The organism is Bradyrhizobium sp. SZCCHNRI2009 (assembly GCF_032485115.1).
GTDB lineage: Bacteria > Pseudomonadota > Alphaproteobacteria > Rhizobiales > Xanthobacteraceae > Bradyrhizobium.
This window is the reverse complement of the sequence record NZ_JAUEUH010000009.1, coordinates 86,816-109,558: the sequence shown is the minus strand read 5'-3', so window position 1 is coordinate 109,558 and position 22,743 is coordinate 86,816. Positions and strand designations below refer to the sequence as shown.

At 68.0% G+C, this 22,743-nt stretch carries 19 protein-coding genes and 1 tRNA gene; 14 read left to right on the top strand and 6 right to left on the bottom strand.

Annotation, left to right across the window (positions count from 1 at the left end):
- Positions 1 to 138 precede the first annotated feature (138 nt).
- A complete protein-coding gene (locus QX041_RS28065; protein ID WP_409998662.1) occupies positions 139 to 1,251 on the top strand; it encodes a TAXI family TRAP transporter solute-binding subunit in 1,113 nt (370 codons plus the stop codon).
- Between the two features lie 30 nt (positions 1,252 to 1,281).
- On the opposite strand, the gene QX041_RS28060 is transcribed toward QX041_RS28065, so the two are convergent.
- Both QX041_RS28060 and QX041_RS28055 read right to left on the bottom strand, forming a co-directional pair.
- Entirely contained in the window at positions 1,282 to 2,730 is a 1,449-nt protein-coding gene (locus QX041_RS28060) for a HAMP domain-containing sensor histidine kinase (protein WP_316167289.1), read from the bottom strand.
- Entirely contained in the window at positions 2,727 to 3,398 is a 672-nt protein-coding gene (locus tag QX041_RS28055) for a response regulator transcription factor (RefSeq protein WP_315715407.1), read from the bottom strand. The genes QX041_RS28060 and QX041_RS28055 overlap by 4 nt, the downstream gene beginning before the upstream one ends.
- A 414-nt stretch (positions 3,399 to 3,812) precedes the next feature.
- Between QX041_RS28055 and QX041_RS28050 the strand changes: the two genes are divergently transcribed.
- Positions 3,813 to 5,366 (top strand): glycosyltransferase family 39 protein, encoded by a 1,554-nt coding sequence (locus QX041_RS28050; RefSeq protein WP_316167287.1) that lies wholly within the window; start codon positions 3,813 to 3,815, stop codon positions 5,364 to 5,366.
- Positions 5,367 to 5,468: 102 nt separating this feature from the next.
- On the opposite strand, the gene QX041_RS28045 is transcribed toward QX041_RS28050, so the two are convergent.
- Positions 5,469 to 5,792, bottom strand: coding sequence for a hypothetical protein (locus tag QX041_RS28045; RefSeq protein ID WP_315715405.1), 324 nt, complete (start codon positions 5,790 to 5,792; stop codon positions 5,469 to 5,471).
- Positions 5,793 to 6,687: 895 nt separating this feature from the next.
- Here QX041_RS28045 and QX041_RS28040 point away from each other — a divergent pair.
- The 10 genes from QX041_RS28040 to draG all read left to right on the top strand — a co-directional run bounded on the left by QX041_RS28040 (position 6,688) and on the right by draG (position 18,577).
- On the top strand, positions 6,688 to 8,118 hold the full coding sequence (locus QX041_RS28040; protein ID WP_316167286.1) for an SWIM zinc finger family protein: 1,431 nt from the start codon (positions 6,688 to 6,690) through the stop codon (positions 8,116 to 8,118).
- 2 nt (positions 8,119 to 8,120) lie between these two features.
- Positions 8,121 to 9,515: a DUF5691 domain-containing protein gene (locus QX041_RS28035; RefSeq protein ID WP_316167285.1), complete on the top strand. Its 1,395-nt coding sequence runs from the start codon at positions 8,121 to 8,123 to the stop codon at positions 9,513 to 9,515.
- 29 nt (positions 9,516 to 9,544) lie between these two features.
- Positions 9,545 to 10,648, top strand: coding sequence for an AAA family ATPase (locus tag QX041_RS28030; RefSeq protein WP_315825874.1), 1,104 nt, complete (start codon positions 9,545 to 9,547; stop codon positions 10,646 to 10,648).
- Position 10,649: 1 nt separating this feature from the next.
- Positions 10,650 to 13,031 (top strand): DUF5682 family protein, encoded by a 2,382-nt coding sequence (locus QX041_RS28025; RefSeq protein ID WP_316167284.1) that lies wholly within the window; start codon positions 10,650 to 10,652, stop codon positions 13,029 to 13,031.
- Positions 13,028 to 14,218 carry a vWA domain-containing protein gene (locus tag QX041_RS28020; RefSeq protein ID WP_316167282.1) on the top strand — a complete coding sequence of 397 codons (1,191 nt, stop codon included), beginning with the start codon at positions 13,028 to 13,030 and terminating at the stop codon, positions 14,216 to 14,218. The genes QX041_RS28025 and QX041_RS28020 overlap by 4 nt, the downstream gene beginning before the upstream one ends.
- Complete coding sequence (locus QX041_RS28015; protein ID WP_316167281.1) at positions 14,219 to 15,301, top strand: M48 family metallopeptidase; 1,083 nt, start codon at positions 14,219 to 14,221, stop codon at positions 15,299 to 15,301.
- A 93-nt stretch (positions 15,302 to 15,394) separates the two neighbouring features.
- Positions 15,395 to 15,949: a hypothetical protein gene (locus tag QX041_RS28010; protein WP_315752198.1), complete on the top strand. Its 555-nt coding sequence runs from the start codon at positions 15,395 to 15,397 to the stop codon at positions 15,947 to 15,949.
- 2 nt (positions 15,950 to 15,951) lie between these two features.
- Positions 15,952 to 16,785, top strand: a complete 834-nt coding sequence (locus tag QX041_RS28005; protein ID WP_316167280.1) for a TIGR04222 domain-containing membrane protein — start codon at positions 15,952 to 15,954, stop codon at positions 16,783 to 16,785.
- A 64-nt stretch (positions 16,786 to 16,849) separates the two neighbouring features.
- On the top strand, positions 16,850 to 17,674 hold the full coding sequence (locus QX041_RS28000) for an NAD(+)--dinitrogen-reductase ADP-D-ribosyltransferase (RefSeq protein WP_315752314.1): 825 nt from the start codon (positions 16,850 to 16,852) through the stop codon (positions 17,672 to 17,674).
- A gap of 12 nt (positions 17,675 to 17,686) precedes the next feature.
- Positions 17,687 to 18,577: an ADP-ribosyl-[dinitrogen reductase] hydrolase gene (draG, locus tag QX041_RS27995; protein WP_316167279.1), complete on the top strand. Its 891-nt coding sequence runs from the start codon at positions 17,687 to 17,689 to the stop codon at positions 18,575 to 18,577.
- 87 nt (positions 18,578 to 18,664) lie between these two features.
- On the opposite strand, the gene hisC is transcribed toward draG, so the two are convergent.
- The 3 genes from hisC to QX041_RS27980 form a co-directional block, all read right to left on the bottom strand.
- The gene (gene hisC / locus QX041_RS27990) at positions 18,665 to 19,732 is read right to left on the bottom strand and encodes a histidinol-phosphate transaminase (protein WP_315715393.1); all 1,068 of its coding nucleotides are present in this window, start codon (positions 19,730 to 19,732) and stop codon (positions 18,665 to 18,667) included.
- Between the two features lie 93 nt (positions 19,733 to 19,825).
- Positions 19,826 to 19,902 (bottom strand) — tRNA-Arg (locus QX041_RS27985).
- A gap of 271 nt (positions 19,903 to 20,173) precedes the next feature.
- Positions 20,174 to 21,649 (bottom strand): HAMP domain-containing sensor histidine kinase, encoded by a 1,476-nt coding sequence (locus tag QX041_RS27980; protein ID WP_315715364.1) that lies wholly within the window; start codon positions 21,647 to 21,649, stop codon positions 20,174 to 20,176.
- A 513-nt stretch (positions 21,650 to 22,162) separates the two neighbouring features.
- Here QX041_RS27980 and rpmH point away from each other — a divergent pair.
- The gene (gene rpmH, locus QX041_RS27975) at positions 22,163 to 22,297 is read left to right on the top strand and encodes a 50S ribosomal protein L34 (protein ID WP_006609582.1); all 135 of its coding nucleotides are present in this window, start codon (positions 22,163 to 22,165) and stop codon (positions 22,295 to 22,297) included.
- Positions 22,298 to 22,328: 31 nt separating this feature from the next.
- The gene (gene rnpA, locus QX041_RS27970; protein WP_315715363.1) at positions 22,329 to 22,739 is read left to right on the top strand and encodes a ribonuclease P protein component; all 411 of its coding nucleotides are present in this window, start codon (positions 22,329 to 22,331) and stop codon (positions 22,737 to 22,739) included.
- Positions 22,740 to 22,743: the final 4 nt, after the last annotated feature.

The following is a 22,743-nucleotide window of genomic DNA, read 5'->3' as shown; positions in this document are numbered from 1 at the left end:
CGCGGATCGCCACCTCACGGCCAAACTTCGGCCGGGATCGAACTGCTAAGTCCACTGTCAATTTAGAATGTATCGAGGAAGCGTTCGGTGAATCGTGTCGCGCGCGTAACTGTTGGCGCATTCCTATTTGCATGTGTTCTGTCATCCCTCGTGGCGCTGTCTGGCAGCGCCCGAGCGCAGCAATTGCCGCAGCGCCCGCCCACCGGCGGCGCCGTCGGTACGCTGCCGGACCGCGAGGCGCTGAACTCCGGCACCGTCACCGTGATCACCGCGCCGATCGGCGGGCCGATGTCGGTCATGGGCTCCGACATGGCCGCGGTGCTCGACGAGGGCGAGAGCCTGCGCGTGCTGCCGATCCTCGGCAGGGGCTCGGCGCAGAACCTCATCGACATCATCATGTTGAAGAACATCGACATGGGCTTCGTCACCACCGACGCGCTGGAATTCGTGAAGACGGAATACAACATTCCAGACATCGCCCAGCGCGTGCGCTACATCGCGCAGCTCTTCCACAACGACGTCCACATCGTCGCGCGGCGCGAGATCCGCTCGCTGGAGGATCTCAATGGACGGCGGGTGTTCGCCGAGCGCTCGATCGGCCTGCCGGCGGCGCGCACGATCTTCCGCCGGCTCGGCATTCGCGCCGACATCGACTCCCAGACCGATCCGACCGGCGGGCTGCAGAAGCTGATCGACGGCCAGGGCGATGCCTGGATCGCATCGGTGTCGAAGGACGCGCCGATCATCAAGGGCATCAAGAACGAGGGCGGCCGGCTGCACCTCTTGACGGTCCCCTATGACCACGCGCTGCAGGACATCTATCTGCCGTCGTCGTTCTCGTCCGAGGAATATCCGAACCTGGTGCCGCCGGGCACCAAGGTCGAGACCGTCGCCGCCTCGACCGTGCTGATGGTCTACAATTGGCCGGAGAACAGCGAGCGCTATCGCCGTACGGCGCGGTTCGTCGACGCGCTGTTCGGCAAGATCCAGGTGCTGCAATCGCCGCCACGGCATCCGAAATGGCGCGACACCGTGCTGTCGGCGCCGGTGCAGGGCCTGGTCCGCTTCAAGGCGGCGCAGGAATGGCTCGATGGCGCCCGCGCGATGCAGTCGCCGGGCCAGGATGCCAACCCGGCCGAATTCCGCAAGTTTCTCGACGAGCGCAAGGCGCAGGCGCGGATGTCGCCGGACGAGGCCGCGCGACTCTACAGCGACTTCCTGAAGTGGCAGCGGAGCAGGGAGCCGCGCTGAGCGCGGGCCGCCGGAAACGACGTCCCGGCATCAAGCGCGCGGCGGCGATCCCGCCTGCTCGGCCGTGCGCCGGACGGCCGGCAATGTCGCATCCGCAGCGTCGCCTTGCGAAGGCGCGGCGCGCGCGAAGCTGAGCTCGACCGTGGTGCCGCCGCCCGGCGTCTCGCGCAGCGCGACGCGGCCCTGATGCGTCGCCATGACCTGCGACACGATCGAAAGCCCGAGCCCCATGCCTTCGCCGCGGGCGTGGCCGCGCTCGAACGGCTGCAGCAGGCGTTCGGGCTGATCGGATTGCAGGCCGGGCCCCGAATCGATCACGCGCAGGCGCGCCGCGGCGTCGACCTCGACGAGGATCGGACCGCCCGCGCCGGCATGCGCGACCGCATTCCTGATCAGGTTGGAGAGCGCGACCGCGATCGCCGGCTCCGAGCCGCGGATCCGGACCGGCGCATCGCAGCCGGCGAAGCCGATCTCGAGCCCGGAGTGCAGCGCCATCGGCACATGCTCGGCGGTGACGCGCCGCGCCAACGCGACCAGGTCGATCTCGCCCAGCTCGTCCGGCTCCAGCGAAATCCGCGCCAGTTGCAGCAGCATGGTGACGATCGACGACAGCTTCTGGTTCTCGCCGACCAGTTTCGCGCGCAGGCCGGCATCCGGCACCGCCTCCAGCATGGTGCGGGCGTTGGTCAGCGGGGTCCGCAGCTCGTGGGCGGCATTGGACAGGAAGTTGCGCTGCGCCTCGGCGGCGTGGTCGATGCGCGACAAGGCGCGGTTGAAGGCGGTGACCAGCGGCAGCAATTCGGCCGGCGCGTCCCGCTCGGGCAGCCTTCGGCCGTCGGGCACGCCGTCGATCATCTCGGCCGCGCGTGCGACCGCACGCACCGGGCGGGCGATCAGCGTCGGCACGAACAACAGCGCCGCCAGCACCGTCGCGACCAGGACCAGGATGATCGGAAGCGCGACGATGGTCGCGTCGGTCAAGGTGCCCGTCATCAGCTGCGTCGACGTGTAGGCGACGCCGCCGGTCTCGATCAAGACCTCGCCGACCGGCGTATTGCGGACCGCCATCATCCGTTTCAGGCGCCGGGTCTCGCCGTCGATCGCATAGGCCAGGAAGCTGGTGCCGTTCTGCGACGACGGACCCTTGTGCGGCCGCCATTTCGGAATCGGCCCGTAGCTCACCTCGCCGCTCTTGTCGGAGACGACGTACCAGAACGTCGGGAAGTCCTGCATGATCGTGTCGAGGCGGGGCGTCTGCTTCACGAGCAATTGGCCGCCAGCATCGCGAGCCACGGCCTCCTTCAGCGCATCGGCAACGTCGGCCGCGCCCCACGTGCCGTCATCGTCGCCGCCGAAGCGGATCAGCAAGGCAGCGGCGCAGATCAGCATGATGGTGGTAACGACCGCAATCAGCGTCGCGGAGAGCAGCGTGATGGAGCGGCGGATACGGCTGAGCTTCTGCCACCTCACCTGCGTCACTCGCCGCTCAGGAGATAGCCGAGGCCGCGCACCGGCCTGATCGTCGCCCTGCAATTGGCTTCGCGCAGGCGGCGGCGCAGCCGCGACACATGGGCCTCGATCGCGTTCGACTGGATCTCGTCCTCGAAGCCGTAGGCCGCGGTCTCCAACGTCTCGCGCAGCACCACCCGCCCGCTGCGGCGAACCAGCGCCTCGAGGATCGCCAGTTCGCGCCTGGGCACCACGATCGGCGCCTGGTCGACGCAGACCGCGCGATTGACGATGTCGAAGCCCAGATTGGCGATCGAGACCATCGCGCCGCGGTCGAGAAACAGCCGGCGCAGCACCGCCCTCGCTCGTGCCACCAGCTCGATCGGCTCGAACGGCTTGGCGACGTAGTCGTCCGCGCCCTCGTCGAGCGCACGCGCGATGTCGGCGGGATCGTCGAGCGCCGTCAGCACCACGGTCGCGGGGCTCGGCTTCTGCTGCCGCAGGTCCGGCAATAGCGCCAGCCCGTCGCCGTCCGGTAGTCCGCGGTCAATCACCACGAGCTCGAAATTGCGCACCGCGATCGCCGCCCGCGCCTCGTCGAGCGTCGTGACGATGTCCGACGAGCCGAACGCCGTCGCGAGTGCATCCCGCAGCCAGAGCCCGAGCTGGGGATCGTCCTCAACGACCAGAACGCGCACGCCATCCTCCCGCAACATCGACAATCGGCTGTTCCTATCATTACAGACGGATTACAATAGGATTACGTCGGCGGCATTTTGATACCGTTGTTTTTTTCAGCGCTCAATCGAAGTCGACCCGATCTGCCAGGGCTGATCGAGCCTCCATCGCGATATCTCAGTTGCAAGCCGAACGACTTCTCGGCCGGCGCGATTGCGGTGGTATGACGTGCCATGCCGCGATGATACGATTTTCGACGTCAGCCTTTCGTAATCGTCTCGGCCTAGACTGGCATTCAAATACGCGCCGAGGATTCGCCCGCATGAAGCCTGCCGCATGATCGACCGGACATACCGGGCGATCCGCCATTCTTTGTCGGCCGCGGCTGCCGATCGCGCGTCACATCCGTCGCCTCATCATTGATCAACACCGACATGTTCCATGGCTTTGCGTTCTCGACCGTCGCCGAACGGTCGGACTGTCATCCGGCGGCCTGGCGCCGTCCGTTCCTGCGCTGGCTCGACGGCATCGAGGCCGGCTGGGCCGTGCCGCTGCTGCTGGTGTGCTTCGTGGCCGTGTGGACGGCCTATCTCTCGATCGCCTATGCCGGCGCCGGCCTGCATCCCGACGTGATCGAGACCTGGACATTCGGACGGCAGTTCGCCTGGGGCTACGACAAGCATCCGCCACTGATGGGCTGGATCGCCGGCGCCTGGACCGCCGTCTTCCCTCTTTCCGACTGGTCGTTCCACCTGATGGCGATGACCAATGCGGCGCTGGCGCTGTGGTTCGTCGACCTGATTTCGCGCCGCTTCGTCGTCGGGGACAAGCGGGTGATCGTGCTGCTGCTGCTGATGCTGACGCCGGCCTATCAGTTTCACGCGCAGCGCTTCAACGCGAACTCGGTGCAATTGGCGACGTGGCCGCTCGCCACCTACTGCTTCCTGCGCGCGTTCGAAACGCGAACGATGCCCTGGGCGGCGGCCGCCGGCCTGACGGCCGCGCTCGCGCTGCTCGGCAAGTACTACTCGATCTTTCTGGTGATGAGCTTCGCATTCGCCGCCATGGCGCATCCGCAGCGACGCGCCTATTTCACCTCGGCGTCGCCATGGATCTCCACGGCCGCAGGCCTCGCCGCGCTGTCGATGCATCTCGACTGGCTCGTCGGACACGACGCGCCCATCCAGCATGCGCTGATGCACGCGCGCTCCACCCTGGCGACGTCGTCGCGGGATTCCCTGTTCTTCCTGCTGGGGCTCGCGGCCGCGATGGCCGTGCCGGCTGCCACCTGGCTGATCGTCGCCGGCGCCAGGATCAGGTCTTTCACCACGGAGATGGCCGCGCTGAACGGCGGCCTCCGGCTGTTGTCCTATATCGCCATCGGCACGGTCGGTCTGCCCGTCATCAACGCGCTGATCATGGGTACCGACCTGCCATCGCTATGGGCACTGCAGGGACTGTTCCTGTTCGTCGTGGTGATCGTCTGCGGCGGAGGCTATCCGATCGCGCGCTTCCACACCGTCAACATCGCGGTGCTGACGGCCGGGATCGCCGTCCTGGCTGCGATCGTCGCGGCGCCGCTCCACGCCTTCTACCGCAACAGGCACGGCTATGAGGAAGGCCGCACCTTCTACCAGCAGACCGCGCGGGAAGCGACGCGCCAATGGCGGGAGTTGACGGGGAAGCCGCTCGAGCATGTCGGCGGCACCGAGAGCCTCGCGCTCGCAACTGCCTTCTACAGCGCTGATCATCCCGCTTACGGTCTACCCGTCTCGATCCACAAGACCGGTGCGGACTCTGGCAGCGAAGGCTGGATTTCGCTGTGCTTCCGCGACCAGGCGGATTGCATCGGCGCCGCGGAAGCGGCGGCCGCCCGATCCGGCACCTACGTCAAGCGCGAGTTCGCGGTGCAGGCGCGGCTGCTCGGCTGGACAGGATGCAAACGAACGGTGGTGGCATTCCTGGTGACGCGGCCGAAGGAACCATAGGATTGAGGCAACGCCGGACGCGGCAGCCTCGTCAGCGGATCCGAACATTCGGACCAAGGACAAGGTCCCGTATTGGCGGGACCTTGTCCTCGGGCGGCGGTCTCAGTCGTTGTCCCAGGATCCGTCGGAATAGCCGTCCCGGTAGCCGGACAAATAGCCGTCGCCATAGTTGCCGTATTCCGCGTCGTACTCATAGACGCGGTGACGACGATAGACGACCCGCGGCGGCGGATAGTCGTCGTAGCTGTAGACATAGGTGGGCGCGGAACGGGCGGTTGCCGCCGAACCGATCAGGGCTCCGATCGCCAGACCTCCGACGACGCCGGCGGCGACCGCCGCTCCGCGATTCCCGCCAGCGTTGGCCGGCGTGGCGATCGTGCCTGCGATGGTCGAGGCCATGATCATAAGCGCGCAAATTCGTTTCATTGGGTTCTCCTTGCGATCGGCTCGGCCGTCGCTGCGAGAGCCTCGTGGCTGCGGCTTACCGCATCATTACAGACGGCGGATGGCAGATGCACAACGAACATGTGAGCGCGAGCACCGCCCCGAGCTCCATCATCGCAGGCCGTTCGGACGTGTGGGGCTGGGACACAAACCGAACGGCCTGCTCACTGGACTCCGACGACGTTCGAAGCCATGCGGCGCCAGATCATGATGGAAGGTGCCGCAGGTGGGACGGAGCCGACCTGATCAGGCCGGGCTTTCGGGTCTGCGGCGGCGCTCCAATGTCCTTCCGATCGAACGCCACATCGAGAGACGGCGAGCAATGGCTCATCATGACACGCTGTCGATGGCAAACCGATCTGACCTCGATCAAGGACGCGTTGAAGCTAGCGTCACGGCCTTACCGCAGGATTACAGTACGACGCGGATGATCCGGGCATCTCACCAGTGCATGGCCGGGAAAAATTCCAAGGGCGGCCATGCTGATGGCCTCCGTGCTGAACACAGCGCGCGCGAGCAGCGGGGTTCGATGTGATGGAAGACAACGGGCCCGACAGCGCGCTGATGTGCTTCACGGACGAGCCGTTCCGACGGCGAAACGGCGATGTAGTTCCGTATGAGCGGCGGCGATTTCAGAGCGTCCGGTGCGCGAGCTCGCCGCGGCGTCGGAGATATCGCGCCCGCCTCATGCCCGCCCAGGAAACTCCGCAGTTCCGCCGGCGTGCGCGTGACGCGACGAGCGTTGCGCAGATCGCTCAGTTTCTTTCCCGCGCGACGCGAAGCGAAATCAGCAGGCATCGCGCTGGAATTGTTGTGCGGCTCCGCCGCCATCTGCTAGGGAGTGCGGCATCGCGCGATCAGCCGGTTGGGAGAGTGGGTGTCTCTGACACGCGAACGAATCGAAGGGCTCGCGCCTGATCAGGCCTCACTCGCCGCAGCGCTGAAGCTCGTGAAGCCTGCCAACTGGCCAATGCTGGCCGCGAGCAGCGATGCCGAGGTGCTGTGGGGCGAATGCCAGGGCTCCGGCGCGACGCCGTATCGCGTGGTCGCCGCGGCCGACGGCAGCGGCTACAAATGCACCTGCCCGAGCCGCAAGTTTCCCTGCAAGCACGTGCTGGCGGTGCTGTGGCAGCGGGTCGACAAGCCCGAGCGGTTCGAGACCACCAACCCGCCGCAATGGGTCGAGGATTGGAGCGCGCGGCGGCGCGGCTCGAGCGGCCGCGCGCCGGGCAAGCCCAAGCCGGAGGGCGACGATGCGGGCGCGCCACCGTCGCTCGATGCTGCCCTGGCAGAGGCCGCGACGATTGCTCCCGCCGACCCAAAGGCTGCCGCGCGCGCCGAGGCGCAGCGCGAGCGGATCAGGGCCGAGCGCGAGGCGGCGATCCTCGCCGGACTCGACGAGCTGGAGCGCTGGATCGCGGATCAGCTCACCCAGGGGCTTGCCGATTTCGCCGCCCGCGGCGCGTCCGCCGCGCGCACGCTGTCGACGCGACTGGTCGACGCCAAGGCCGGCGGCCTCGCTGCGCGGCTCGACCAGCTCTCATCCGAACTGTATCGCGTCGGAGAGGATCGCCGCGCCGATCTCGCCATCGAGCAGCTCGGCATCATGTCCCTGATCGCCTCGGCCTACCGGCATCAGGACCGGCTGCCGGCACCGCTGCGCGAGGATGTCCGACGCGCGGTCGGCTGGTCGCTGCGCCGCGAGGAGCTGCTGGCGGACGCCACGGCCCCGCGCGCGAGCAGCGTGTGGATCGTTGCCGCCAACCTGTCCGAAGTGCAGCCGGACAAGCTGCGCAGGCTGGAGACGTGGCTCGTCAACACGGGCGATGACCCCGGCCAGCCGCGCGCCGCGGTGCTGATCGATTTCGTGCCGGTGTCCGGCGGCGGCACCGGATTTCCGTTCGCGCCGGGGGAGATCATCGACGGCGAGGTCGTGTTCTATCCGTCGGCCGCGCCGTTGCGCGGGCTGCTGGCGAGCCGCAAGACGGCGGCGACCGCGACCTGGCCGCGGCCATCGCCGGGGCTTGCCCCAGCGCTGCAGGACTACACGGCGCGGCTCGCCGCGCTGCCGTGGCTCGATCGCTGGCCGCTGCTGCTCGCGGGCGTCACGCTTCACACCGCGGGAAAGGGTGCGCTCGTCATCGCCGACAAGGCCGGAGCTGCGATCGCGGTGGAGCGCGGCCAGTTCGACCAACTGACGCCGCTGCTCGGCCTCGAGGACCTGTCGCTGCTGTGTCTGTGGGACGGCCGCATTGCGCAGGTGCTGGCCGCCGAAACGGCGCTCGGCCGCTGGCATCACGAGAGCTGACGATGGCGAGCGCGATCGATCCCCAGAGCCATGCCCGCCTGCGCCAATCCTTCCTGCTCGGCCTGGCGCGGCAGCCCTTGACGACGCCGCCGGCGCTGGCCGAGCTGTTGCCACGAGGACGCGAGCCTGCTCTGCCACTGCTGGCGCTGGCCGCACAATGGCAGCGCTTCGCCGGCGCGACGGCGCCCGTCGCCGATCCCGTCCCGGACGCCGCCCTGCGGCTGCACCAGGACGCGCGGCCCATCCTGCCCGAGGCGGCGCGGCGCGCGCTCAAGGCATTGGCGCGCAGCGTCGAGAAGTCGCTGGCGTCGAGCGCCTTGCCGCTCGCGCTGCGCCGTATCCAGGCCGCCGGCTGCCGGCTGCATCCGTTCGATCTGCCGGATTTCGTGCCGCACATCAAGGCCAATGCCGAGGAGCAGGGCCTCGCCGAGCGCGCCTATCTGGCGCTGATCGCCTCCGACGCCGATGACGATGCCACCAAGGGCCTGTTCTTCGAACGCATCACCATGGAGAACTGGACCACCTTCCCGAAGACGCAGCGCCGCGCCTTCGTGGCGGAGCAGCGCCGCAACAATCCCGCCGACGGCCGCGCGCTGATCGAATCGGTCTGGAAGAGCGAGCCCGCGCCGGTCCGCGCTGCGCTGCTCGATGCACTGATGGTCGGCCTCGGCCCCGATGATCGGCCGTTTCTGGAGAGCCTGAGCGCCGATCGCGCCGACAGCGTCAAGCAGATCGCCGCACAGCTCCTGACCCGGATCGCCGAACGCACCGAGCACGGCGCCCGGCTGACCGAGGCCGCGCGATGCTTCCAGCGCGCGGGCTCGTTGCTGGCCAAGATCGGCCTCGGCGCGGCGTCGACAGTGACCTTCAAGCTGCCGGCCGACGGCCTGAAATGGCAGGAGGCCGAGGCGTTGCGCGAGCGGCTGTTCGGCGGGCTGCGGCTCGCCGCGCTCGCCACGGCGGTCGGCGCGCCGCCCGAGGCGCTGATCGCTTCACTGCCGCCGTCCGAGCACCGCGTGCTCACGCTGCTGATGGATGCCGCCGCGGCCGAGGGCGATGACGACACCGTGCTGCGCATCATCGGCGCGCGCCTCTGCGGCGGTGACGCACTGCACGGATATGCGCTGATGTCCTTGGCGGCGAAGGCCCGCCAGCCACTCGCGCCGCAGGTCGCCGAACGCGTGCTCGCATCGCCGGCCTGGCAGAAGGCGATCCAGGACCTCGCCGACGCGACGACGACGGCGGCGCAGAAGGACGACGGCCGGCTGGTGCTCATGGCTGCGCTGATGCCGCGCGCGACGATGCCCGCCTTCGTCGCCACGCTCACCCCGCTGTCCCCCGCGACCGCGCGCGCGGCCAAGGATTTCGCCGACCTCGTTCTCGCGTTGCCGACGTAACGCACCATCAAACAGTCCGGAGCACGCCCATGACAAACGCTGATGCGAGCCCAAGCGACGGCCAGTTGCGCCGCTCCGCGGAAGCATTGCATGCCCACGAGCTCGAGGCGTTGGCGCAGGAGGACACGCGGGCGCGGCCGGCGCAATGGCGGCTGTCGCCGCAGGCGGTCGTCACCTATCTGATGGGCGGCCGCACCAAATCGGGCGTCGAGATCACGCCGAAATATATCGGCAACCGCCGGCTGATCGAGACCGCGGTGGCGACGCTCGCGACCGACCGCGCGCTGTTGATCCTCGGCGTGCCCGGCACGGCGAAGTCGTGGGTCTCCGAGCATCTCGCCGCCGCGATCTCCGGCTCGTCCGAGCTGATCGTGCAATGCACGGCCGGCACCGACGAGAACCAGATCCGCTACGGCTGGAACTACGCGCTGCTGCTCGCCAAGGGCCCCTCTCGCGAGGCCATGGTGGCGACGCCCTTGATGCGCGCGATGGAAGCGGGGCGGATCGTACGCTTCGAGGAGCTGACCCGCATGCCGTCGGACGTGCAGGACACGCTGATCACGGTGCTGTCGGAGAAGCTGATGCCGATCGCGGAGATCAACGACGCCGTTCACGCCCGGCGCGGTTTCAACATGATCGCGACGGCGAATGCGCGCGACAAGGGCGTCAACGAATTGTCCTCGGCGCTGAAGCGGCGCTTCAACGTCGTGGTGCTGCCGCTGCCGGCCGACCTCGATGAGGAGGTGAGGATCGTCACCAAGCGCGTCGGCGAAATCGGCGGCGGCCTCGAGCTGCCGAAGATCGCGCCGGCCGACCAGGAGATCATGCGCATCGTCACGGTGTTCCGCGAGCTGCGCGACGGCCAGACGCTCGACGGCCGGCTCAAGCTGAAGTCGCCATCGGGCTCGCTGTCGACGGCGGAAGCCATCGCGGTGACCATCGGCGCCTGGGCGGAGGCCGGCCATTTCGGCTCCGGCGTGATCGATGCGCAGAGCATGGCGGCGAACCTCGTCGGCGCCATCGTCAAGGATCCGGTGCAGGACAAGGTCGTGCTGCAGGAATATCTCGAAACGGTGGTGCGCGAGCGCAAGCCGTGGGCCGACCTCTATGGCGCAATCCGCGACGTGATCTGACATGGCCGCGCCGCAGCCCGATCGCCTGCATCTGCTCGGCATCCGGCATCACGGGCCGGGCTCGGCGCGCGCCGTGCTATCAGCGCTCGACGCGGCCGATCCGGCCGTGGTGCTGATCGAAGGGCCGCCGGATGCCGATGAGCTGATCGCGTTCGCCGGCTTGCCCGCGATGGTGCCGCCGATCGCGCTGCTGGTCCACGCCCAGGACGATGCCGCCAATGCGAGCTTCTTTCCGTTCGCGCTGTTCTCGCCCGAATGGCAGGCGATCCGCTGGGCGCTGGCGAGGGGACGGCCGGTGCGCTTCATCGACCTGCCGGCGTCGCACCGTCTTGCCGAACGGGCAAAGGCGAAGCAGACGGAGAGCAACGAGGGCGAGGTCGCGCCCGAGGACACTCGTGCGCCTGCGCCAGATGAGCCGGACACGGTCGATCCCGAGCTGGCGCAGATCCGGCGCGATCCGCTGGCCTATCTCGCCACCCTTGCCGGCTATGACGACAGCGAGTCCTGGTGGAATGCGATCGTCGAACAGGGCGCGCATGGTCCGGAGATCTTTGCCGCGCTGGAAGCCGCGATCGCGGCGTTGCGCGAGAAGATCGATCAGCTGCCCTACCAGCCTGCCGATGAAGCCCAGCGCGAGCTGCGCCGCGAAGCGCATATGCGCTTGGAAATCGCGGCGGCGCTCGGCGAGCAGGACGGGGCCGTCGCCGTCATCTGCGGCGCCTGGCACGTGCCGGCGCTGCGGCGGAAAGTGGCGCTGAAGGATGATCGCGCGCTGCTGAAGGGGCTGCCGCAGGTCAAGGTCACCGCCACCTGGGTGCCGTGGACGGAGACGCGCCTCGCCGCCGCGTCCGGCTATGGCGCCGGCGTAATTTCGCCGGGCTGGTACGCGCATCTGTGGCAGGGAGTGCAGCACGGCCAGGCCGCCGCGCTCGACGCCACCGGCTTCACGACCCGCTGGCAGGCCCGTGTCGCGGAGCTGCTGCGGCGGAACGGGCGGCCGGCATCGACGGCATCTGTCATCGAGGCGTCCCGGCTCGCGATCACGCTGGCCGCGTTGCGCAACGTCGCTTTGCCGGGATTGGCCGAGATGCGCGAGGCGAGCCTTGCGACGCTCTGCGAGGGCGAGACGGCGCCGTTCCGCCTGATCGAGCAGCAGCTCATCATCGGGCAACGTGTCGGCGAGATCGACGACAGCGTGCCGCAGATGCCGCTCGCCGCCGATCTCGCGCGCTGGCAGCGCAAGCTGAAGCTGAAGCCCGAGGCGCTCGACACCGACATCGCACTCGACCTGCGCAGCGAGGCAGGGCTTGCCAAGTCGCAGCTCCTGCACCGGCTGGGCCTGATTCAGGTGCCGTGGGGACGGTTGCAGGGATCGGGACAGAGCCGCGGCACCTTTCGCGAGAACTGGCGCCTGCGCTGGGAGCCGGAGTACTCGGTGCGTCTGGTCGAGGCGCTGGTGCACGGCACCACCGTCGCGCAGGCTGCGGGCAATGCCGCCGTCACCAACGCACAGGCGGCGACCTCGTTGAACACCGTCGCGGCCATCGTGCGCGGCTGTCTCGAAGCGGGTCTGAGCGAGGCGGCCGAGACGACGATCGCGCTGCTGCAGCAGCGCTCGGCCGCGACAAGCGACGTTGCCGATCTCACCGAGGCCGTGCCGCCGCTCGCCGAGATCCTGCGCTACGGCACCGCGCGGGCGCTGCCGACCGAGGCGCTGCGCCTGCTGGTGACCAGCCTCGTCGAGGCGATCTGTGCCGGCCTCGTCTATGCCTGCCGCAGCCTGCAGGCCGATGTCGCCGCCGATCTCCGCGGCAGGCTTGCGCGGCTCGACGTCGCGATCGGACTGATCGAGGATCGCGGCCTGCGCGACGGCTGGAGCCGCGCGCTGTTGCACGTCGCCGCCGATGCGTCGGCGCATCCGCTGTTGAAGGGCCTGGCGAACCGCGTGCTGTACGATCAGGGGATCGTGTCACCGGAGCAGACCGCGCTGGCACTGTCGCGCGCGCTGTCCCGCAGCGTGCCGACCCTGGAGGCCGGCGACTGGCTCGACGGGTTTCTCGGCCAGAGCGGCCAGGTGCTGCTGCACGACCAGATGCTGCGCCGGATCATCGACGGCTGGCTGGCTGCGATCGACGACGAGGCGTTCAACAACCTGCTGCCGGTGATGCGCCGTGCCTTCGCGAGCTTCGACCGCAACGAGCGGCGGCGCCTGCTGGACGAACTGGCCAGGCAGCGGCCGCTGGCCGTCCGCTCCACCTCCGACGCCAGCCCGCTGCTGCCGCCCGCGCCGCTGCCGGCCACCGCCGCCGGCTTCGACGCGGCCCTGCCCTTGCTGCTGACCATCCTCGGCGCCGACCGGCCGATCAAGGAGGCCAATCGATGAGCGACGACGCTGATGCCGAGCGCAATCGCCGCTGGCGCCTCGTGCTTGGCGGCGACGACCAGGCCGGCCTGTCCGATCGCGATCGGCGCCTCGATGCGGCACTGGCCGGACTCTATGACGCCGGCTCCGGCGGCAAGCGCGGCGGCGGCCGACGCGGCGGTCTCGGCGGCTCGGCGCCGCGCGTCGCGAGCTGGCTCGGCGATATCAGGGAGTTCTTTCCGGCACCGGTCGTGCAGGTGATCCAGAAGGACGCGTTCGAGCGGCTCGGCCTGAAGGAGATGCTGCTGCAGCCTGAGTTTCTTGCAGCCCTCGAAGCCGACGTGCATCTCGTCGCCGACCTCATGGCGCTACGCTCGGTGATGCCGGAGAAGACCAAGTCGACGGCGCGCCAAGTCGTCGCCAAGGTCGTCAAGGAGCTGATGGAAAAGCTCGATGCCCGCACCACCGAGACGATCCGCGGTGCGGTCGACCGCCGCCGCCGCACCCGCCGACCGCGCGCCGGCGACATCGACTGGCCGCGCACGATCGGCAAGAACCTGCGCCACTGGCAGGCCGAGCATCGCACCATCGTGCCGGAGACATTGATCGGGCACGCGCGCGCCGCGCGCCGGACCAATCTTGAGGAGGTGATCCTGTGCGTCGACCAATCGGGCTCGATGGGCACCTCCGTCGTCTACTCCTCGATCTTCGCCGCGGTGCTGGCCTCGATCCCGGCGATCGCGATGAAGCTCGTGGTGTTCGACACCAACATCATCGACCTCACCGAGGAGCTGGCCGATCCGGTCGAGGTGCTGTTCTCGGTGCAGCTCGGCGGCGGCACCGACATCAACCAGGCGCTGGCCTATTGCGAGCGCCTGGTGCGCGAGCCGGCGCGCACGCACATGGTGCTGATCAGCGACCTCATCGAGGGCGGCATCGCCGAGCAGATGCTGGCCCGCGCCAAGGCGCTGGTCTCGTCGGGCGTCAACCTGATCGTGCTGCTCGCGCTCAACGACGACGGCCGCCCGGCCTACGACGCCAAGCACGCCGCGATCCTGGCCGCGCTCGGCTGTCCGGTGTTCGCCTGCACGCCGCATCAGTTTCCGGAGTTGATGGCAACGGCGCTGAAGCGCCAGGACATCTGGTCGTGGGCCGCAGCACAGGACATCAAGCTGGTGCGGCCGGAGGACGTCAATCAGGGCGTGTAAATGAAGCGTCTCGTTCTGTCATGCATCCTGCTGCTCGGGCGCTACGCTGTTCTGCCGGTCGTCGCGCTGGCCGCCGGATTGCTGTTCATCTGGCTGATCGCGCTGGACGACTACACGAGAGTTGCGCTCATCACCGCCCCCATCATATTCTGCGTGGTCGCGGCCGCCGTCGCGCTGGCGCTCGGAATTCTTTTCGTGCCGGCCCGGCGCGAGCGGAGCAACGTCCTGGACGAAGCAATGGCGCCCGCGCTCTGGCGGATCTGGCAGGAACTCGATCCAGCCTTCGCCAAGCCGAGGCGCACCCTGCGGTTCGACGCCGAGTTCAATGCGTCGGTCAGCGAAGCGCGCGGCTATGCCGGCATCTTCCGCCAGCACGTCACGATGACCGTCGGACTGCCGATGCTGATGATCCTCGACGAGCGGGCCATCCGCGCCACCATAGCCCATGAGGTTGCCCATGCCGAGCTGCGTCACGTCACCGGGGCCGGCAATCTGTTCGACTTTCTGCGCGCCTGCGAGAACGTTCTGCACTACGCGAACCCCGATCGCACCGTCACCGGCCGGATCGCAGCATTTCTGCTGCGCGCGGTGCTTCGAGGGGTCAACAGGGAGTATCTCGCACTCTCACGCCAGAACGAGCTGGCCGCCGACCGGCGCGCGGCCGCGCTTTTGGGACCAGCCGAGATGGCGCGATCGCTCGTCCTGATCGCCGGCGGCGTGGCGCGGCTGCGCGAGCTGGTGTTCTCTCCCTTGGAGACCGACATGCTCGGCGCCATCAGCCTGCCGGCGACGCCGCTGCAGCGGATGTCGACCCATCTCGTCGACATCCGCGATCATGATGCGCTCACCGCTGCTGCGGCCAAGACGATCGAGGAGGAGCCCATGGAGGACCCGAACTCGACCCACCCGCCGCTCCGTGCGAGCCTTGCCAATCTCGGCTATGCCACGATCCCCGCGGTCGATCCGATCGAGGCCCCGGCCATCGAGCGACTGCTCTCACCGGATGCCGCGCCCAACCTGTCGGCCGGGCTCGATGCCGAGTGGCGCAAATTGGCACAGAACCGGGTCCGTCTTGGAGGCTGAAATTCAGCATACCTGCCGGCGACGCCTGCCCCCGTGGAACTCGGCGCGCATCTATGCTAAGGTCCTGCCGTGCACGATCTCCGGGAGCCTTCGGTGCGACGCGCGCAGGTCAAGGTTGATGTCCAGGCCGACGAGCCGGACTGGGCACCTGCGCGACAGGACTTGTGGCAGCGCATTGCCGCGCATGATTTCGAGCCGGATACGCCGTTCAACTTCACCCAGCGATTGGCGCGCGACCATGGCTGGAGCCTCGATGAGGCCCGGGCCGCGATCGAGGCGTATCGCCGCTTCTGCTTTCTCGCGATGGTTTCGCCGACGCCGGTGACGCCCAGCGAGGTGGTTGACGAGGTCTGGCACCAGCATCTGATCTATTCGCGCGACTATTGGGTGATCTGGTGCGGCGAACGGCTCCAGGCCCCGCTGCATCATGATCCGACGCCCGGCGGACCGCAGGCGCAGATGACCTACCGCCGGCAATATGCCGAGACGCTGGCACTGCATGAACGCTTCTTCGGTCCGCCCAGCCCCGATCTGTGGCCTGCGACACACATCCGCTTCGCCGGACCGCGCTATCACGTCACCGACCTCACCCATTGGCTCATTCTGCCCCGGCCCCGCGCATGGCTGCGGCGGCTGTTCAGGAGATGAATATGGCGCTCAATCCGTTCGACTGGACGGCCGGCCCATTCCTACTCGTCTACATCGTTCTCGGCGCCATCATTTTCCTCAAGGCCTTCGCTCTACGCGGCACGATCGGCGCGGCCGCGGCCAAGCCCCAGCCGCCTTTGAACGAGCTCGAGCTGGCCTATCTCGCCGGCGGCGCGCCACGTTTCGGCGATACCGTGCTGCTCGGCTTCGCTGCGAACGGCGCAGCAACCTTCACCGCCCGCGACCACAAGATAACAGTGACGGATCAGACGTCGCTGGCGGCGCTGATGGACCGTCCGCCGCGGCTTGTATTCCGCCCGGAGATGACACGGCAGGAATTCCAGCAGGCGCTTGCGCCACTCACGGCGCGCATTCAGGCGCGGCTGGAGGCTCTCGGCTATGCACCGACCGACAGCCAGATGGTGGCATTCCGCAAGACCGTGTTGCCATTCGTCGGCGCGCTCATCCTGTTCGGACTGATCAAGGTCCTCGTCGGCGCTTCGCGGCAACACGACGTAGGCTTTCTAATACTACTACTCGGTCTTACGGCGCTGGGCGCGGCGATGATCGCAAAGGCGCCCTCCCGCACATACGCCGGCAACGAGGTGCTGCGGAGCTATCAGGCGACCCATGCGCGCGCAGCCCGCGCCCCGCGCGAGCATGAATTGCTACTGGCCGTCGCACTGACCGGCGCGGCGGTGCTGTCCGGCACCGCCTACGCTTCGGTGCTGGCAACATCCAAGGCGCTGAGCAGCAGTGGCGGTGGTTGCGGCGGTGGCGGTTGCGGAGGTGGTGGTGGAGGCGGTGGTGGCGGCGGCTGCGGCGGCTGCAGCTGACAATCAATCGCTCCTCGCCGGTGTCACCGCCGTAGACTTTCCTGTTCGCATCCGACGCGGCATCATGCGCGTCATGAACGACGAAGCACGGCGCGGCATCGGCCATTCGACCAATCTCGTGGGACGTCCCTCGGAATGGCTGGCGAGCTGCGCCTTCAACGACAGCGCGGCGCCGCTGCACATCTGGGGCGTCACCGAGATGAACCCCAGCCTGTTCACGATGCTCGCGCAGGCGGAGCATCTCAACGAGGCCGGCCAGGCCTTCTCGGCCTACATGATGGCGATGTTCGGCCTCGATCCCGAGCAACGCGCCACGACGTCCGGCGGCCAGCGGCGTTTCCGCTCGTCCTTCCTGCGGCTGATCCAGGGCTGGGGCTTCGACAGCAACGGCCCGGAGGGCGCCGTGCTCAAGGGCTGGGTCGAGAGCCGGTTCGGCCTCGGTCCGTCCTACCACAAGGAGATCATCGAACGCGTGGCAAGCCGGGCCTGGACGACCTATGTCCAGGAGAAGATGTCGAGCCGCTTCCACAACAATGCGATCTGGGTGCAGCTCGATCTGCTGTTCGAATTCTGCCAATGGGCGATCCGCCGCTTCGCCTTTCCAGGCGAGACGCATCTGACGCTGCATCGCGGCGTCAATTCGTTCGACGAGCATTGGATCGTGGCGCGAACAACGCGGCGCGAGGCGGTGGTCCGGCTCAACAACCTCGTCTCGTTCTCCTCCGACCGCGACACTGCGGGCTGCTTCGGCGACATGATCCTCACCGCGCGGATTCCCGTCAGCAAGATCGTGTTCTTCAACGGCCTGCTGTCGTCACATGCGCTGAAGGGCGAAGGCGAATACCTCGTGATCGGCGGCGACTACCGCGTGAGCGTCGACTATGTGTGAGCGGATCACAGCATGACCGCACCCGACGTCGAGGAACGCGCGCTCGCGGCCTATCTCGGCTTTGCCATCGGCGACGCACTCGGCGCCACCGTCGAGTTCATGACCCGAGGCGAGATCGTCGCGCAATACGGCGTGCATCGCGACATCATCGGCGGCGGCTGGCTCAAGCTCAGGCCGGGGGAGGTCACCGACGACACCGAGATGTCGCTGGCGCTGGGACGCTCGCTGATCCGCAAGCGCGGCTTCGACGCGCGCGACGTCTGCGAGGAGTTTGCCGCCTGGCTCCGGACCGGGCCGGCCGATGTCGGCAACACCTGCCGCCGCGGCATCCGCCGCTACGTCATGCACGGCACGGTCGAAGGCGTCTACGCCGAAGGCGACGCCGGCAATGGCGCGGCGATGCGCGTGCTGCCGGTGGCGCTCGCGACGCTCGAGGCACCGGACAACGCCGAGACGTGGACGCTGGCGCAGGCACGCGCCACGCACCATCATCCGCTGTCGGACGGCGCCTGCATCGCGCTGGTGCGCATGACTCACGCCTTGCTGCTGGGGGAGGGCCAGGACGCCGTCCGCCGCGAAGCCGATGCTCTGATCGGCAAGCACCGCGCCTTCAGCTTCGTCCCCTATCCGGGGCGGAGCTCGGCCTTCGTCGTCGACACCATGCAGACCGTGCTGCACCACTATCTTGCCGCCAACTCGTTCACCGAATGCCTTGTGCAGACCGTCAACCAGGGCGGCGATGCCGACACGACCGGTGCGCTCGCGGGCATGCTGGCCGGCGCCACCTATGGGCTGGCGGCGATTCCTGCGTGCTGGCGCGACAGGCTCGACCGCGACGTGGCGGCGGACATTGAGGTGCAGGTGCCGCGGCTACTGGCGATTGCGCGCGCGATTCGGGCCTGATGTCTTGGAGCAATGGCATCCAGACGTCGCAAAGTGTGCCGGCCGTGGCGGATCGGCTCCGACCGATCGTCGTCTCAGCCACGGCCCTCAACCATTCTGCGCCAACACCTCGCGCAGCGCGTCCGTCAGCCGCGCGAGCTCCGTCTCCGAGCCGATGGTGATACGCAGATAGTCCGCGATCCGCGGGGCGGTGAAATGGCGGACGAGCACGGCGCGCTGGCGCAACGCTGCGGACAGCGCCTGGCCGGAATGGTCCGGATGCCGGGCGAAGACGAAATTGGCGCTGGACGGCAGCACCTCGAAGCCGAGACGAACCAGCGCGGCGGTGAGGTCCGCGCGGTTCTTCATGATGACCGAGCGCGCCTGCTGGAAATGGGCGTCGTCCTCGATCGAGGCGATCGCGCCGGCCTGGGCGGGGCGGCCGAGCGGGTAGGAGTTGAAGCTGTCCTTGACCCGCGTCAGGCCTTCGATCAGCGCGGCGTCGCCGATCGCGTAGCCGACGCGGAGTCCTGCGAGCGCGCGCGATTTCGACATCGTCTGCACCACCAGCAGGTTGGGATGCTCGGAGATCAAGGGGATCGCGGTCTCGGCGCCGAAATCGACATAGGCCTCGTCGATGACGACGGCCGCGTCGCTGCGGGCAGCAACCAGCCGTGCGATCTCGGCACGCGACAGCGCAATTCCGGTCGGTGCGTTCGGATTGGCGATGATCACCGGGCCGGGACGGCCGACATAATCGTCGATACGCACGCGCATCTCGGCATCGAGCGGAACGGTCGCGTAGTCGATTCCGAGCAGCCGGCAGTAGACCGGATAGAAGCTGTAGGTCACGTCAGGGAACAGAAGCGGCGCCGGCTGCTTCAGGAGCGCCGCGAAGGCATGCGCCAGCACCTCATCCGAACCGTTGCCGACGAACACCTGCTCGGGTGAGACCTTGTGATAGGCCGCGAGGGCCTCGCGCAGCCGCGTTGCCTGGGGATCGGGATAGAGGCGCAAGGTGTCGGCCGCGGCGGCCCGTATGGCCCCGATCGCCTTCGGCGAGGGCCCGAACGGACTCTCATTGGTGTTGAGCTTGACCAGGCCCGGGATCTGCGGCTGCTCGCCGGGCACATAGGGCGACAGCCGATGAACGAGCTCGGACCAGAAGCGACTCAAGATTGCTCTCCTGCGCACCCGAGATCCGCCGATCGACGCATCGATCGGAAGCGATGGACGTGCGAACTGAACGTGGTGTGGATCATCGGCAAATGGCGCGCCCGGAACGATTCGAACGTCCGACCCTCAGATTCGTAGTCTGATGCTCTATCCAGCTGAGCTACGGGCGCGTTTTTCGCATTTGGCAGGCTCCGGGCCAGTGGCCGGATCCCGGAAGGCCGGAGCGGCAAACGCCGGCAGGCCTCGCGAAGGGCCCCTGACTAACGGCTCGGAGACCGCTTGGCAAGGCTGGAGCGGGACATTTTGCGACCATTTTTCCGCAGACGCGCCGGCGCGGTTCGGCATGGCCGGAGCGGATGGGCTTCGTTCCGACACGCCAGGAGTTCCGCGCTCGACGCCTGCGGCATCGCCCGCCGGAATGGCAGGTGAGGCCGATCGGGTTCAGGCGCTGGCGCGCTCGGTCCAGAAGGTCTGCAACTCGACAGGACGGTCGGGGATCGTGATTCGGAAGGTCGCCCCCAGGGTCCCTTCGACCAGTTGGATGTCGCCATCATGGGCCCGGACCAATTCGGCCGCAATCGCAAGGCCCAGCCCCGAGCCGCCCGGACGACCGGCACCGCGGAAGGCCTCGAACAGGTGCTCTCGCACCTTCGCCGGGACACCGGGACCCGTGTCCGAGACCTCCAGGATCGCCACCCCGCCTTCGCGGCGGCCGGTGATGCGGATCTGGCGCACGCCGGCGTCCGCCGCGAGGCTGTCCAGGGCCTGGGCGGCATTGCGCACCAGGTTGAGCAGCACGCGGAACAGCTGGTCGGGATCGGCATCGATCTTCAGCCCGCGCTCGATCGCCGCGATCCAGGTGATCGAGGCATCCGGCGACAGGCCGGCGGTCTCTCGCACCTCGGCGACGACGGGCTCGACCACCACCATGCGGCGGTCCGGCGCCGGCTCCTGTACCTTGCCGTAGGACAGCGTCGACTGGCAGAACGCGATGGCGCGCTCCAGCGAGCGCATCAGCTTCGGCGCGAAGCGCTGCACCCGCGGATCCGGCACGCTGGCGAGCTGATCCGACAGCAGCTGCGACGAGGCCAAGAGGTTGCGCAGATCGTGGTTGATCTTGGACACGGCGAGGCCGAGCGCGGCGAGCCGGCTCTTCTGATGCAGCATCGAGACGAGGTCGCGCTGCATGTCGGCGAGCTCGCGCTCGGCGACGCCGATCTCGTCGGAACGCTGGCTCGGCACGATGATTCGCGCCACGCTCTCCGGATTTTCGTGGAAGCCGACGAGGCTCGCGGTGAGGCGCCGCATCGGCCGCACGAACAGGAAATGCAGGGCAAGATAGACCAGCGCCGCGGTCAGCACCGCCAGCAGCAGCGACACGCCGAGCAGGTTGCGCGAGAACCGGTACATCGCCTTGCGCAGCGGCTTCTCGTCGGTGACGACCTCGATGAACTGGGCTCGGCCGGGCGCCGGTCCGATCACCCGCATGGTGTGGTCGCCGGTCTCCGTCATCATCGTCAGCGAGTTCACGATCGACGACCACGCCGTCATGTCGCGCATGTCGAAGTCGTGGTCGATCGAGGCGGGCAGGTCGGCGCTCGCGAGCAGACGGCGCTGCTGGCCCATCTTGATGGCGACGCCGCGCGCGTTGATGGAGGTGAGGATCTGCCGCGCCAGCGAATCCGGCACCATGCCGGACGGTGCGGCGTCGAGCACCAGGGCAGCGGTATTTGCGGCCGCCAGGCGGTCGTTGAGCCGGTTGGTCCAGAAATTGGCGATCGCCGGCACGTAGATCAGCACCTCCGCGATCATCACCAGCGGAATGGTCAACAGCAGCAGCTTTCCAGACAAGCCGAGCCGCCGCGACCGTTTCGGTCGCAGGCGCTCCAGGATTGGCTGGTTGTCGCTCTCGGTCACGTATCGCCCTTGTAAGAGACACCCCACCCTTACGGGACCGCAAGATGGGACTGCACCGGAGTCCGGTCAAATTACGGATCGCTCATGTTCCGGTTTCCAAATCGTTCATAATGGAACCCGAAACTGCACGATCTCTGACGTCTTCAACCCCGCCGCGCCGAAGCCATTCTTGCCTTCGTCGTGTGCGCAGGGTCTTGTGCGCAGGGACTTGCGTTCTCGTCCTGCCTCGTGTCGTTCGCGACGCTGATCTACGGCTGGTGACGAAGGTCTTGACGAGATCTCGGCGTCGTCGATCCCTGCACCGCCTATGACGTCTTGCCGCGATTGACGAAGGCAGGACGCTCCCTTATAAGCCGCGCCAACCGTCCGCGATGACCCGGCTCGCCCGGGAGCGGCTCGATTTCAGGGCCGGCAGCGGTCCATTTCGGGCCCGTAAACATCATCGGACATCAATCGACATTTCAAGCAGGCAAGTTGTCAACTGGCAAATTGCCCGTCAGCGGAGAACGACCCGTGAAGCGGACTTATCAACCCAGCAAACTGGTGCGCAAGCGCCGTCACGGCTTCCGCGCCCGTCTCGCCACCACCGGCGGCCGCAAGGTCCTTGCCGCGCGTCGCGCCCGGGGCCGCAAGCGTCTCAGCGCCTGAAGCCAGGGCGTCTGTCCCGGAGATTTCCATCATGGATCGGCTACGGCAGCGGGCGGACTTCCTCGCCGTTGCCGATGGCGTGCGGGCGAACAGCCCTGCCTTCGTCGTCCAGCGCCGGGAACGGCCGGACCGGGGCCCGGTCCGGATCGGCTTTACCGTCACCAAGAAGAATGGCACCGCCACGGAGCGTAATCGCATCCGTCGGCGGCTGCGCGAGCTTGTGAAACGGCTCGATCCCCTGTCGATGCGGCCGCACACTGACTACGTGCTGGTCGGCCGGCGGGATGCCCTGTCACGCGACTTCCAGACCATGCTCGCCGATCTCCAGGCGACGCTCCGCCGCCTCGACCGGCCGCAGGCCAAGCCGCAGCCGCGCAAGCCGTCGGATGCGGACAAGCCAAACGCTCCCGCACCGGACGCGCATTCCCGCAAACCGGATTGAACGA